Origin of the sequence: Amycolatopsis sp. NPDC102389, assembly GCF_044765885.1 — a bacterium.
In the GTDB taxonomy this organism is placed as follows: domain Bacteria; phylum Actinomycetota; class Actinomycetes; order Mycobacteriales; family Pseudonocardiaceae; genus Amycolatopsis.
The window spans coordinates 33,590-45,402 of record NZ_JBIWKX010000028.1 but is presented as its reverse complement, the minus strand read 5'-3'; the positions used below and the strand labels follow the sequence as shown (position 1 = coordinate 45,402).

13 protein-coding genes are annotated in these 11,813 nt (G+C 71.8%); 2 read left to right on the top strand and 11 right to left on the bottom strand.

Features of this window, described 5'->3' with window-relative positions; translation table 11 throughout:
- From ACIRGA_RS23165 to ACIRGA_RS23125, 9 genes are all read right to left on the bottom strand, one after another.
- Complete coding sequence (locus ACIRGA_RS23165) at positions 1-855, bottom strand: siderophore-interacting protein (protein ID WP_400944313.1); 855 nt, start codon at positions 853-855, stop codon at positions 1-3.
- Positions 852-1,085, bottom strand: a complete 234-nt coding sequence (locus tag ACIRGA_RS23160) for a phosphopantetheine-binding protein (RefSeq protein ID WP_400944311.1) — start codon at positions 1,083-1,085, stop codon at positions 852-854. Before ACIRGA_RS23160 ends, ACIRGA_RS23165 begins: the two co-directional genes overlap by 4 nt.
- Positions 1,085-1,753 carry an isochorismatase family protein gene (locus tag ACIRGA_RS23155; protein ID WP_400944309.1) on the bottom strand — a complete coding sequence of 223 codons (669 nt, stop codon included), beginning with the start codon at positions 1,751-1,753 and terminating at the stop codon, positions 1,085-1,087. Before ACIRGA_RS23155 ends, ACIRGA_RS23160 begins: the two co-directional genes overlap by 1 nt.
- Entirely contained in the window at positions 1,750-3,372 is a 1,623-nt protein-coding gene (locus ACIRGA_RS23150) for a (2,3-dihydroxybenzoyl)adenylate synthase (RefSeq protein WP_400944307.1), read from the bottom strand. Before ACIRGA_RS23150 ends, ACIRGA_RS23155 begins: the two co-directional genes overlap by 4 nt.
- Entirely contained in the window at positions 3,369-4,562 is a 1,194-nt protein-coding gene (locus ACIRGA_RS23145) for an isochorismate synthase (protein ID WP_400944305.1), read from the bottom strand. Before ACIRGA_RS23145 ends, ACIRGA_RS23150 begins: the two co-directional genes overlap by 4 nt.
- A gap of 156 nt (positions 4,563-4,718) precedes the next feature.
- Entirely contained in the window at positions 4,719-5,468 is a 750-nt protein-coding gene (gene dhbA / locus ACIRGA_RS23140; protein ID WP_400944303.1) for a 2,3-dihydro-2,3-dihydroxybenzoate dehydrogenase, read from the bottom strand.
- 268 nt (positions 5,469-5,736) lie between these two features.
- Positions 5,737-6,198 carry a GerMN domain-containing protein gene (locus tag ACIRGA_RS23135; protein ID WP_400944301.1) on the bottom strand — a complete coding sequence of 154 codons (462 nt, stop codon included), beginning with the start codon at positions 6,196-6,198 and terminating at the stop codon, positions 5,737-5,739.
- Complete coding sequence (locus tag ACIRGA_RS23130) at positions 6,195-7,601, bottom strand: ATP-binding protein (RefSeq protein ID WP_400944299.1); 1,407 nt, start codon at positions 7,599-7,601, stop codon at positions 6,195-6,197. The genes ACIRGA_RS23135 and ACIRGA_RS23130 overlap by 4 nt, the downstream gene beginning before the upstream one ends.
- Positions 7,598-8,332 (bottom strand): response regulator, encoded by a 735-nt coding sequence (locus ACIRGA_RS23125; protein WP_400944297.1) that lies wholly within the window; start codon positions 8,330-8,332, stop codon positions 7,598-7,600. Before ACIRGA_RS23125 ends, ACIRGA_RS23130 begins: the two co-directional genes overlap by 4 nt.
- Before the next feature lie 154 nt (positions 8,333-8,486).
- Here ACIRGA_RS23125 and ACIRGA_RS23120 point away from each other — a divergent pair, with 154 nt between their 5' ends.
- On the top strand, positions 8,487-8,987 hold the full coding sequence (locus tag ACIRGA_RS23120; RefSeq protein WP_400944397.1) for a D-alanyl-D-alanine carboxypeptidase: 501 nt from the start codon (positions 8,487-8,489) through the stop codon (positions 8,985-8,987).
- Here the strand turns inward: ACIRGA_RS23120 and ACIRGA_RS23115 are convergent.
- Entirely contained in the window at positions 8,977-9,978 is a 1,002-nt protein-coding gene (locus ACIRGA_RS23115) for a saccharopine dehydrogenase family protein (protein WP_400944295.1), read from the bottom strand. The two genes, ACIRGA_RS23120 and ACIRGA_RS23115, sit on opposite strands and share 11 nt — an antisense overlap.
- 99 nt (positions 9,979-10,077) lie before the next feature.
- Here ACIRGA_RS23115 and ACIRGA_RS23110 point away from each other — a divergent pair, with 99 nt between their 5' ends.
- The gene (locus ACIRGA_RS23110; RefSeq protein WP_400944293.1) at positions 10,078-11,010 is read left to right on the top strand and encodes a helix-turn-helix domain-containing protein; all 933 of its coding nucleotides are present in this window, start codon (positions 10,078-10,080) and stop codon (positions 11,008-11,010) included.
- Here ACIRGA_RS23110 and ACIRGA_RS23105 read toward each other — a convergent pair.
- The gene (locus ACIRGA_RS23105; RefSeq protein WP_400944291.1) at positions 10,991-11,812 is read right to left on the bottom strand and encodes an SGNH/GDSL hydrolase family protein; all 822 of its coding nucleotides are present in this window, start codon (positions 11,810-11,812) and stop codon (positions 10,991-10,993) included. The genes ACIRGA_RS23110 and ACIRGA_RS23105 overlap by 20 nt on opposite strands.
- Position 11,813: the final 1 nt, after the last annotated feature.

Below are 11,813 nucleotides of genomic sequence, written 5' to 3'. Positions count from 1 at the left end.
TCAGTGATCGTGCTCGTCGTCGAAGTCCGCGACGCCGCGTTTCCAGTAGCCGGTCACGTCGTGGTCGTCCTTGCCGAGGCCGAGGTCGTTCTTGAGCCAGCGGCGCAGCGGTTTGATCTGCCCGGCTTCACCGGCGACCCAGGCGTAAAGCCGTTCTCCGGCGGGGACCTCGATCGTCTGAACCGCGCGGGCGAGCAGGTCCGAGGCGCCCGGTGCGGCGTCGCCTCGATGCAGCCAGTGCACCTCGACGTCTTCGGGCGCGGACAGCTCGATCTCCTCGCTCGCGTCGGTGACCTCGATGAACGCCCAGCCCGCGGCGGTGCGCGGCAGCTCTTCGAGCCAGCGCGCGATCGCGGGCAGGGCGGTGACGTCACCGGCGAGCAGGTAACGGTCGTAGGTATGCGGCACGATCAGCCCGCCGGGCGGACCGGCGACGTGCACCGGGGTGCCGGGAGTGACCTTCTCGGCCCAGCCGGAACCGAGCCCGCCCTCGTGCAGCGCGACGTCGAGATCGAGTTCCCCGGAAGCCGGGTCGTACCGGCGGACCGTGTACTCGCGCGACGTCGGCGAGGGCTTGGGCCAGCGCAGCATGTCGCCGTCCTGCACCGGCAGCCTCGGCTCGGGATCCAGTTCGGGGAACAGGACCTTCACGTGTTCGTCGGGCGAATGCGCCTCGAACCCCGCCGTTCCAGGACCGCCGAGGGTGACGCGGAGCAGTCCGGAGCCGACCATCTCGGTACGAACGACCTCGGCCTGCCGGATGCGGATCGGGTACGGCACCTTCTCCGCGTGCTGCCCTTCGCGGACCTCGGCGATGCGCTCCAGGTGCCGGTGGCGATGGTCGGCGCGGCTCACGCGGCGCTCCCGGTCAAGACCCGCGTCCAGTGGCCGAGGGTCGGTTGTTCGGCGAGGTCGGCGAATTCGAGGTTGTCGGCGCCCTCGGCGCGCCACTGCTCGACCAGGCCCATGATCCGCATCGAGTCGAGGCCGAGGTCGGTGAGATCGGTTTCCGGCTTCAGTTCGGCCGGGTCGCAGCCGAGCAGTTCGGCGACGTCGGCGTGGATCTTGTCGACAGTGAGGCTCATCAGCGCGCTCCGGCGTGGATCGGGGCCAGCGCGGCGAGGGCGGCGGCCGTGGTGGTCAGTGCGCCGCAGCGCTGGGCGACGTATTCGCAGGCCTGGTCGTGGCGCTCACGGGAGAAGTCCGCGACCGCGTCACCGACGAGGAACGGCTGGATGTCGCGCATGAACGCCTCGACGGCGGTGGCTTGGCAGCCGATATGCGCGTAGACGCCGGTGATCAGCAGCTGGTCCCGGCCGGCCTCGGCGAGCTGTTCGGTGAAGGTGCTGCGCTGGAACGCGCTGTAGCGCCACTTCGTCAGGACCGTGTCCCCCGGTTTCGGGGCGAGCTCGGGCACCACGTCCGCGGCCGAGGGATCGTCCTCGATGACCGCGCCGATGCCGTCGCCCCAGAACTCGGTGAGCAGGCCACGGTCCTCGGCGGCCTGGTGACCGGGCTGCGCGGTGTAGAACACCGGGACCCCCGCGGCGCGGGCGGCGTCGGCCAGCGCCGCGATGTTCGCGACCATCTCCGGGATCGGCGCCCCCTCGTACGGCGCGAGGAAGTAGCGCTGCGCGTCGTGCACCAGCAGCGCGGCACGGGCGGCGTCGGGCTTCCAGCCGACCCGGCCGTCGGGCAGCTCGGCCTCCGTCGGCAGGGCGTAGGGCTCGATCTTGGGTAGCGACACGTTCACTTCTCCTTCGCCAGGGCGGCCAACGCCGCCCGCAGCTCGCGTTTGCTGGTCTTGCCGACGCCGGTCACCGGGAACTCCGGCACCACCTGGACCAGATCGGGCACCTTGAACGCCGCCACTCCGCGTTCGCGGACGAACCGGCGCAGCTCCGCGGCGGCGGGCTCGGCACCGGCCGCGGGGACGACGTAGGCGCAGGTCCGTTCGCCCAGATACGGATCCGGCACCGCGACGACGGCGGCGTCGAGCACGCCGGGGTGGGCCATCAGGTGGTTCTCGACCTCTTCCGCGGCCACCTTCTCGCCGCCGCGGTTGATCTGTTCCTTGGCCCGGCCGACGACTTCGAGGTGTCCCGACGGATGCTGCCGCACGAGATCCCCGGTGCGGTAGAAGCCGTCCTCGGTGAACGCGGTCTTGTTGTGCTCGGCGGCACGGTAGTAGCCGCGGATCGTGTACGGGCCCCGGGTCAGCAACGCGCCGATCTCGCCCGGCGTGACGACGTCGTCCGAAGTGGACAGTGGATCGTCCGGGTTCACGAGGCGGATCTCGTCGTCCGGCGAGATCGGCCGCCCCTGCGTGGCGAGGACATACTCGTCCGGGTCGTCGAGCCGGGTGTAGCAGACCAGCCCTTCGGCCATGCCGAACACCTGCTGCAGACGGCAACCCAGCGCGGGCCCGATCTTCTCGGCCAGCTCGCGAGCGCATTTCGCGCCGCCGACCAGCAAGACGTCCAAAGAGGACAGATCGCGCGTGGTCCTCGCGGCGGCTTGCGCCCAAGCGGCCGCGAGCGGTGGCACGAGGCCGGTGATCGTCACGCCTTCGGCCTCGATCAGCCGGAACGCGGTGTCGGCGTCGGGCCGCGGTGCGAACACCGTGGCCGCGCCCGCGTGCAGGGCCCCGAGCAGGCCGGGCGAGCTGAGCGGGAAGTTGTGCGCGACCGGCAACGCGGCCAGGTACACGCTTTCCGGGCGCAGCCCACAGATCCTGGCGCTTTCCCGGACGCTGTAGAGGTAGTCGTCGTGCGTGCGCGGGATCAGCTTGGGCAATCCGGTGCTGCCGCCGGACAGCTGGAGGAACGCGACCCCGGCGGGATCCGGATCCGGCAGGGCGCGCGGAGTCGCCGCTTCGAGCACGGCGAATTCCTCCGTGCCGACGACGAAGACGTTCCGCACCGAGGGGATTTCGGCCGCGACCGCGCGCGCCATGGCCGCATGGTCGAACCGTTCGTGTTCGCCGACGGTCAGGATCGCCGCCGCCTCGCTCTGTTCGGCGAAGTGCCGCAGCTCGCTCGCGCGGTGCGCGGGCAGCGCGAACACCGGCAGCGCGCCCGCCCGCCACAGTCCGAACACGACGGACGCGAACTCCGGCACGTTCGGCAGCTGGACGACCACCCGGTCACCCGCACGGATCCCGGCTCCGGTGAATCCAGCGGCGAGCCGGTGCGCCCGTTCGTCCAGTTCGGCGAAGGTCCAGCGGGCGGTTTCGCCGATCACGGCGAGCTGTTCGGCGTAGGCCTCGGCGAGGCTGGTCAGCAGTTTTCCGAAGGTCTGGCCGCGCCAGTATCCCGAAGCCCGGTACCGCGCGGCGGTTTCCGGCGGCCAAGGCACGTGGTCGGTGTTCATGCCCCTCCCTCCAGGCCGAGCGCCCGCAGCATGGTGCCGAACTTCGCGCCGGTCTCGGCGAGTTCGGCCTCCGGATCGGAGCCCGCCACCACTCCCGCGCCGGCGAACAGCCGCACGGTGCGGTCACGGACCTCGGCGCAGCGGATGGTGACGACCCATTCGCCGTCACCGTCCTGGTCGGTCCAGCCGACGAGACCCGCGTAGTAGCCCCGATCCTCGGGTTCGAGCGCGGCGATCGTGTCGCGGGCGAGCGAGGTCGGGACGCCGCAGACGGCGGGTGTCGGATGCAGCGCTTCCGCCAGTCCGAGCGCCGACGAACCGGCGTCGCCCGGGTCGGCCAGCCGTCCGCTGATCCTGGTGGAGAGATGCCACATCGTGGGCGTGCCGATCACCTCGGGCTCAGCGGGGACGTCGAGGTCGACGCAGAACCGGCCCAGCACCTCGGCCACCTGAGCGGCGACGTGGGCGTGTTCGGCACGGTCCTTTTCGGACGCCAGCAGATCCTTGATCCGGCGGGCGTTTTCGGCGTCGTCGGCCACGCGCGGCCGCGATCCGGCCAGCGGGTTGGCCGTCACGATCCGGCCGCGACGGGAGACCAGCAGTTCCGGGCTCGCACCGATCAGCGTGCGCGGCGCGGGATCCCCCGGCGCGCTGACGTCGACCGCGAAAGCGTGGGCCCCCGGGTCCGCGTGGACGAGACGCGCCAGCAGCCGCGGCACGGCGACGGGGTCGCCGCCGGTGACGTCGAGGCAGCGGGCCAGCACGATCTTGCGGAGGTCACCGTCGCGGATCTCCTCCAGCGCCTCGGCGACGGCGGTGGTGTAGACCTCCGGCGCGGGCCGCGGCGACACCTGCCAGTCCCCGCCGAGCGGGGCGACCGGACCACTCGCCTTCGGTGGTCCTGCCCGGCGCACCAGGGCGGGCACCACCAGGCTGCTCGGCGCGTCGGGCCGGAATCCGATCGCGCCGGCGACGACGGGTTCGGCCACTCCCGCCACGAGGGCTGCGTCGAGGACTTCGGCGGCGGCACGGGCCCGCCCGCCCGGCGTCGCGTGGACCGGGGAGTACACCCCGTCGGCGAGCAGCGATCCTCTGGCGGACGAGTAGTAGAACGATCCGGGCAGGTACGCCGCCAGCAGATCTGCCGCCTGATGGACCGGCCTTGGCCGGGCCGGTGCAGGTGAGGACACGACTGGATTCCCTTTCGCGAATACTACTGACCAGGTCGGCACTCTTGTGCTGCCGCGGTGCTTCATGCCGGCGCGGAACGCGACCCCCGGACGCGCCTTTTCGGTTAGCCTAACCTAATCGTACGGGTCCGAAAAGTCTTCGTTGCGTCATCGAGATCACGCGCGGAGCGTGGCGCCGCCGTCGACGTAGAGGTTCTGCATCGTGATGTGCCGCGCGCGATCGGAGGCCAGAAACAGGACGGCGTCGGCGATATCCGCGGGCTCGGCTATCCGGCCCAGCGGTATGCCGACACGGTATTGCTCCGGATTTCCCGCGATGACACGGTCCGCGCCGTTCTCGTCCGTCCACAGTAGACGTTGCATGTCGGTGTCGGTCGAGCCGGGCGAGACGATGTTGCAGCGGATACCGGAACCGGCGAGTTCGAGGCCGAGACAGCGGGTCAGCATCGTCGCCGCGGCCTTCGAAGCGGCGTAGGCGGCCATCCCGGTGCGCGGGACACCCGCGGCGTTCGACCCGACCGTCACCAGCGCGCCGCTCCGTCGGGGCAGCATCCGGCGGGAAATCTCGCGGAGCACGGTGAAGACACCGGTGGAGTTGACCGCGAAGGTCGCCGCCCAGTCTTCGTCGCTCGTGTCGCAGACGGACCCGGGCTTCAGCACCCCCGCGACGGACGCCCCGATCCCGATCGGCCCGAGTTCGCGTTCGACCTCGTCGACCACTCGCGCGACGGCGGCGGGATCCCCGACGTCCGCGACGAACGAGGTCACCCCGTCCCGGGAAGCGCCTTCCGCCAGGTCCACCGCCGCCACGATCGCGCCCGCCCCGGCGAGCCCGTCCACGACGGCCGCCCCGATCCCGCGCGCGCCTCCGGTGACGAGCGCGACCTTGCCCTCGATCCCTTCCACGCCACAACCACCCTACGTCCCATTTGCTTAGCCTTGCCTAAGCTAGCGGGCGAATCCGGACAAAGCGAGGGACCGACACCGGTGATTCAGGCCACTCCCGACCCAGCCGCACGTGGGCCAAAATGCCGTGGTGCGCATGGACCGGATGTGCGATTCGTGTCGCGTGGGGGGGGGGGGGGGGGGGGGGGGGGGGGGGGGGGGGGGGGGGGGGGCCGCCAACCCCCCCCCCCCCCCCCCCCCCCCCCCCCCCCCCCCCCCCCCCGCGACGCTAGCCAGGCAGCGGGCAAGACAGCGGACCGCGCACGGTTCCCTCGCCCCGCAACGTGATCTGCGCGCTTCCGCCGAGGGAATCCCTGGCAGTGCACACGATCTGGTCGACTGCCCTCGCCGACAGCCCGGCGACGCCGACCGAGAGCGTCACCGTGACCCCGTTCGGCGCGGGCGTCTGGTCCAGCACCGCGGTACCGGGCGGGACTTCGGTGGTATAGCTCCGTTCCCGCTCGCTCTCGTCGGGCCCGGCGGCCAGCAGGTCGACGGGACTCGCCGGCGGCAGTTCCTCCGCGAGCGGGCGCAGCACCCGGACCGGCTGCCCGCCGGACAGGAAGTAGAGCACCGCGCCGTTGGCCGGTCCGGACGGCGCGGGCGCTCCGGAGATCACGGCGCTGGGCCGGACGCCGCAGCCCGCGACCACCGAAACCAGCAGAAGCGCCACGAGCCAGGACTTCCTCATGCCCTCACTCCCTGTCGAGGCAGGCGCAACGTGAACACCGCACCACTGTCGGCGCCGTTGGCCGCGCTCAAGGTGCCGCCGTGCAGACGGGCGTTCTCCCAGGCGATCGCCAGCCCGAGCCCGCTGCCACCGGACCTCGCCCTGGCCGAATCCGCCTTGTAGAACCGGTCGAACACGTGCGGCAGCACTTCGGGCGCCAGCCCGGGACCGCGATCCGAGACCTCCAGCGTGAGCCACTCCCCCGCTTCGGAAAGCCGCAGCGAGACCGGCTTTTGCCCGTGCCGCAACGCGTTGCCGACCAGATTCGCCACGATGACGTCCACCCGCCGCGGATCCCACTCGGCGAAGATCCCGGAGGGCAGGTCCCCCTCCACCTCGCCCGTCCAGCCCCGGATGCGCAGGCTCGCCGCGATCACCTCCGCGACGTCGACTTCTTCCGGTGCCAGCGCGGCGGCCCCGGCGTCGAACCGGGAGACCTCGATGAGGTCGTTCACCAGCCGCGTCAGGTTGTGCGTCTCCTCGATGCTCATCTTCGCCGCGCGCCCGGCGTCCCCTGGCAGGCTCGACGCCTCCTGCTCCAGCACGTCCGCGACCGCGGTCATCGCGGCCAGCGGGGTGCGCAGCTCGTGGGAGACGTCGGCGACGAACCGCCGCGCGTCGGCTTCCATCCGTTCCAGCTCACCGACATGACGCTCCAGCGATTCGGCCGTCTCGTTGAACGTCCGCGCCACGCCGGCGAGTTCGTCCGAGCCGCGGACGCTTATCCGGGCCCGCAGGTCACCCTCGCCCAGGCGCCGCGCCGCGTCACCCAGCTCCCGCACCGGCCGCAGGACCCCGCGCGCGGCCAGCAACGCCAGCCCGATGGCGAAAACGAGCGCCAGCCCGCCGATCAGCCAGGCCCGGGTGGCGAGTTCGTCGATACTCTTCGCCTCCGGCGCCATGCTGCGCGAGATGTAGGCCTCGATCCCCGAATCCCGTTGCTGCCCACCGGGAAGCTGCACCGTGAACCGGGTACCCACCACCAGCATCGGTGTGCCGTCGGACTCGACCCGTTGCCAGGCGACGTTTCCCGACCGGACCCGCTCGCGAAGCTCGGGCGAGATCAGCGCCCGCATCTGCGCGTTCCCACTCGCCTTGTCCGCGTACAGGACCAGGGAACTCAGATCGCGGTCGGACAGTTCGCCGCTGATCCGGCTCAGCGTCCCGTCTCCCGGCGGCAGCGGGCCGAGCGGGTACAGCGCGGTGGCCTTGTCGACCAGGACGCGGGCGGTGGCGTCCTGTGCCTGCTGGAGGATCACGGTGCGGGATTGGACGTAGGCGCCGCCAGCGACCGTGGCCGCGGTGATCACGACCAGCAGGCTGAACGCCAGGAGCAGCCGGGTGCGCAGGCCCCCGAGCTTCACAGGGGCCCGAACCGGTAGCCGAACCCGCGGACCGTCTGCACGTACACCGGCGCGGACGAATCGTCCTCGATCTTCGCGCGCAGCCGTTGCACACAGGCGTCGACGACGCGGGAATCGCCGAAGTAGCCGTGCTCCCATACGCTTTCCAGCAGATACTGGCGGCTGAGCACCCGGCCAGGGACCTGGGTGAGTTCGAGCAGCAGCCGCAGTTCGGTCGGGGCGAGGGCGACCGGCTTGCCCGCCTTGGTCACCGTCAGCCCGGCACGGTCGATGCCGAGATCGCCGTGGCGCTCGATCTCGGCCGGCGCGGGCACCGCGGGCGCCGGTTGCCCGGTGCGGCGCAGCACCGCGCGGATCCGCGCCTCCAGCACCTGCGCCCTGGCGGGTTTGACCACGTAATCGTCCGCGCCGGCGGCGAGTCCGGCCACCACGTCGATGTCCTCGTTCCGCGCGGTGAGCATGATGATCGGCAGATCTCCCGCCGCCCGGATCCGGCGGCAGACCTCGAAGCCGTCGAGTCCGGGCAGCATCAGGTCCAGCACGACGATGTCCGGCGGCCGGGACGCGAGCCGGGCGAGGCCTTCCTCGCCGGTGGCCACCGCGTCGACCGCGTGGCCACGTCCGCCCAACGCCATGCTCAGCCCGTCACGCACGGCTTGGTCGTCCTCGATGAGCAGCACCCTGGGCATGCCGACGACTATCGCAGCGCCGGACGGAATCCGCTCGTCCATGACACGCCATGGTGCCCATTCCGTTTCCGCGGAACGTTCGCGGAATGTCCGCGTTCTGTCACGGCGTGTTCCGTGCGGAACGGTGACATTTTCGTCGGCGTCCGCGCACGTCGCCGCGATCGGGTTCGGACAGGCGGCGGCGAGGGTCGACGGCATGAAAGAACTCGTGCTCGCGGCGATCACCCGCGTCCTCGCGGTGCTGTTGCTGATCCCGGCGTGGCTGGCCTCCCCCGGCCGGGCCCGGCGGCTCGCCTGCGGATGGGCGCTGTCGCTGCGGTTCCCCGCCGAAAACCTCGCCGGGCTCACCCCCGGCACGCTCGCCGCGTTCACCGACGCCAGGACCGAGGCGTTCTGGCGGCATCGCACGCTCCTCGGTGTCACCTCGGGACATCGGGACGCCGCCGAGCAGCACCGGCTGTACCTCGCGGAGGCCGGGCGGAAGCGGGTCCTGCCGCCCCAGGATTCCGCGCACGTCAGGGGCACCGCGCTCGACGTCCGGCCGCGCGAGGGCGCGCAGTGGCTGGAGGACCACGGCGCCCGGTTCGCGCTTTACCGGATCTACGACAACGAATGGTGGCACTTCGAATACCGGCCCGGTGAGGCCCCGCCGGCGCGGCTGCCGCATCCGGGCTGGCGGGCGGGTGTCAGCCGGTGACGGTGATCCGCGGTGCCAGCGCCGCCAGGAAGCCGGCCGCGTCGAAGACCTCGCCCGCCGACACGACCCCGGTCGCCTTGGTTCGCCCGTCGAGCACGCGCTCGGCGGCCTCCACCACCAGCGGCGCCGTGATCGCGTAGATGTCCTGCCCCCGTGCGACGATCCGCCGTTCCTCGCCGCCGGACCGCACAACGACGTCGACGACGAACTCCTGCGAGGACGGGCCGTCCGCGGGCGGCGCGGGTGTCTCGGCGGTCACCACCTCGCGGGCCGCGTTCACCGTCATGTACGTGGTCACTTCGGGAATGTCGAGGTGGCTCGGGACGGTGACGACGTCGGCCATCGTGAACTCGCCGAGCACGGCGCGCGTGCCGAGCGGTGCGGGGAAGTCCCAGTCCAGCGCGGGCAGCGCGTCCTCGCGGTATTCGATCCGGCCGCCGGAGAACCGGATCCGCTTGCCGTCGCGCCGTTCCCGCGAGACCTTGCCCGCCGCGCGGGTCCCCTCGGTCGGATGCCAGCTGCTCAGCGCGTAGGCGATATTCGCTTCGTCCGCCGACGTCCAGTCGCCCATCGCGGCCGTGACCATCAGATCGCCGAGTCCGCCGAAGAACGCCATCGCCGGGACCACCAGCGCTCCCTTCGCACGCTCGCCGAACTCCGCGAAGGTGTCCATGTTCGCTTCGAGTTCCGCGGCCACGTCCAAGTACGGGACACCGGCCCGCAGCGCCGCTTCGATCACCGGGGCCGCGGTGTCGGCGAACGGTCCGGCGGCGTTGATCACCGCGTCCGCCCCCGCGAACGCGCGGTCGAGCGAAGCCGGGTCGTCGACCGACGCCTGCCGGATGTCGAGATCGGTCCACGGCAGGGCACGCAGCTTGGCTTCGTCGCGCCCCACGGCGAGCACACCGAACCCGCGCTCGCGCAACTCCGCCACCACGAACCGCCCGGTGTGCCCGTAGGCCCCGAACACCGCGACGTCGTACGTACCCATGATTTCTCCTGCCCTCGGTTGATCCACTGTGGACCATCCTGTCTGCGGATCCAGCCGATCGACAGTGTCCGGAACGCCATCATGCGTACACTTTCGGACATGAGCACGGTCGCCCTCGCCGCCACCGACGGCATGCTGTCGTTCGAGCTGTCCATCGCCCACGAGGTCTTCGACACCGGCCTGTACGAATTCGGCGTCTACGGCTCGAAGCCGGTGAAGGTCGGCAGGTTCCTTCTCGAACCGGATCACGGGCTCGAGGACCTCGCCCGCGCCGGCACCGTCATCGTCCCCGGCTGGGCCGACATCGACGTCGATCCGCCCGCGGACCTGGTCGAGGCCGTGCGTGCCGCCCACGAAGCGGGCGCGCGGGTCGCCTCCCTCTGCACGGGCGCGTTCGTCCTGGCGGCCGCCGGCCTGCTCGACGGCCGCCGCGCGACGACGCACTGGGCGCACACCGACGTCCTCGCCGCCCGGTATCCCTCGGTGGAGGTCGATCCGGACGTCCTCTACGTCGACAACGGCAGTGTGCTCACCTCGGCGGGCAAGGCCGCCGCGATGGATCTGTGCCTGCACCTGGTCCGTCGCGACCACGGTTCGGCGGTCGCGAACACCGTCGCCCGCCGCCTGGTCGTCCCGCCGCACCGCGCGGGCGGGCAGGCCCAGTTCGTCACCACCCCGGTGCCCGACCAGGACGACCACCCGCTCGGCGGCCTGCTCCCCTGGGTCACCGAACGGCTGGACCGGCCGCTGACCGTCGAAGACCTCGCCCGGCAGGCGAACATGAGTTCCCGCAACCTGGCCCGGCATTTCCGGTCGGCGACCGGGACGACCCCGCTGCGCTGGCTGCTGACCCAGCGCATCCGCCGCGCGCAGGAGCTCCTGGAGCGGACCGACGACAGCGTCGACCTGATCGCGGAGGCCACCGGGATGGGCACCGCCGCGACCTTGCGGCGGCATTTCAACCGGACCGTCGGCGTGCCGCCGGACAGCTACCGGCGCACCTTCCGCTCGGCTAGCGCAGCCGCGCCATGATCAGGTCCGCGACGGCCGCCATCCCGGCTTCGTTCGGGTGATACGGCACGCGGCCCGGCGCGGTCACGTACCGCTCCATCCAAGGGATCGCGGCGCAGGCGTCGTGGTCCCCGCTGACGGTGGCCGCCGGGATCAGCGTGGCCCGTTCGTCGCGGGCGGCCTGGCGGGTCGCCGCCGCGAGCCGGTCCGCGATCTCGCGTTCGAAGGCCAGCTGCGCCGGGGTGAGCGGAACACCGTCGCAGGCGGGCCGGACGCGCGGAACGATCGTCAGGTAGTCGATGACCAGCACCCGTGCCCGCGGCGCGCGCCGATGGACCGCCGCGATGACGGCGCCGATCTTCTCGTGCACCGTGGTGAGCGCCGTGCGGACGGCGTCCTGGTCGACCTGGCCGCAGTTCGCGCCGCCGGTGTTCTGACAGCCGTAGGTGAACAGGCTTCCGACATAGCCGACGTCGTTGCCGCCGATGGTGATCGTCACGAGCCGGGTGTCCCGGGTTACGGCCTCGATCTGCGGTGGTTGCCCGGCCTGCCCGGCGGTGAGGATGTTCGCGGTGGTCGCGCCGCTGCAGGTGACGTCGGTGAGAGCCAGACCGCGTTCCGCGGCAACGAGACTCGCGTAGTTCTTCGTCGAACGTCCGCACGCCGCCGGGGTTCCGGGCCGCTGCGGCGGGATTCCCGGCCCTGCCGCGAAGGAACTGCCCATGGCGACGTAGCGGGCAGGCGCGCTCGCCTGCGCGGGCGGCGTGGCCAGGAGCGCGACCGAGGCTGCGGCGAGTACCGCGGCGGATATCCGCTTGAACATG

What these genes read in the sequence shown, in the direction of transcription:
- ACIRGA_RS23160 (WP_400944311.1), bottom strand. Translation starts at nt 1,085, where the DNA reads ATGAGCCTCACTGTCGACAAGATCCACGCCGACGTCGCCGAACTGCTC.
- ACIRGA_RS23150 (WP_400944307.1), bottom strand. Translation starts at nt 3,372, where the DNA reads ATGAACACCGACCACGTGCCTTGGCCGCCGGAAACCGCCGCGCGGTAC.
- ACIRGA_RS23135 (WP_400944301.1), bottom strand. Translation starts at nt 6,198, where the DNA reads ATGAGGAAGTCCTGGCTCGTGGCGCTTCTGCTGGTTTCGGTGGTCGCG.
- ACIRGA_RS23125 (WP_400944297.1), bottom strand. Translation starts at nt 8,332, where the DNA reads ATGGACGAGCGGATTCCGTCCGGCGCTGCGATAGTCGTCGGCATGCCC.
- ACIRGA_RS23120 (WP_400944397.1), top strand. Translation starts at nt 8,487, where the DNA reads ATGAAAGAACTCGTGCTCGCGGCGATCACCCGCGTCCTCGCGGTGCTG.
- ACIRGA_RS23115 (WP_400944295.1), bottom strand. Translation starts at nt 9,978, where the DNA reads ATGGGTACGTACGACGTCGCGGTGTTCGGGGCCTACGGGCACACCGGG.
- ACIRGA_RS23110 (WP_400944293.1), top strand. Translation starts at nt 10,078, where the DNA reads ATGAGCACGGTCGCCCTCGCCGCCACCGACGGCATGCTGTCGTTCGAG.
- ACIRGA_RS23105 (WP_400944291.1), bottom strand. Translation starts at nt 11,812, where the DNA reads ATGTTCAAGCGGATATCCGCCGCGGTACTCGCCGCAGCCTCGGTCGCG.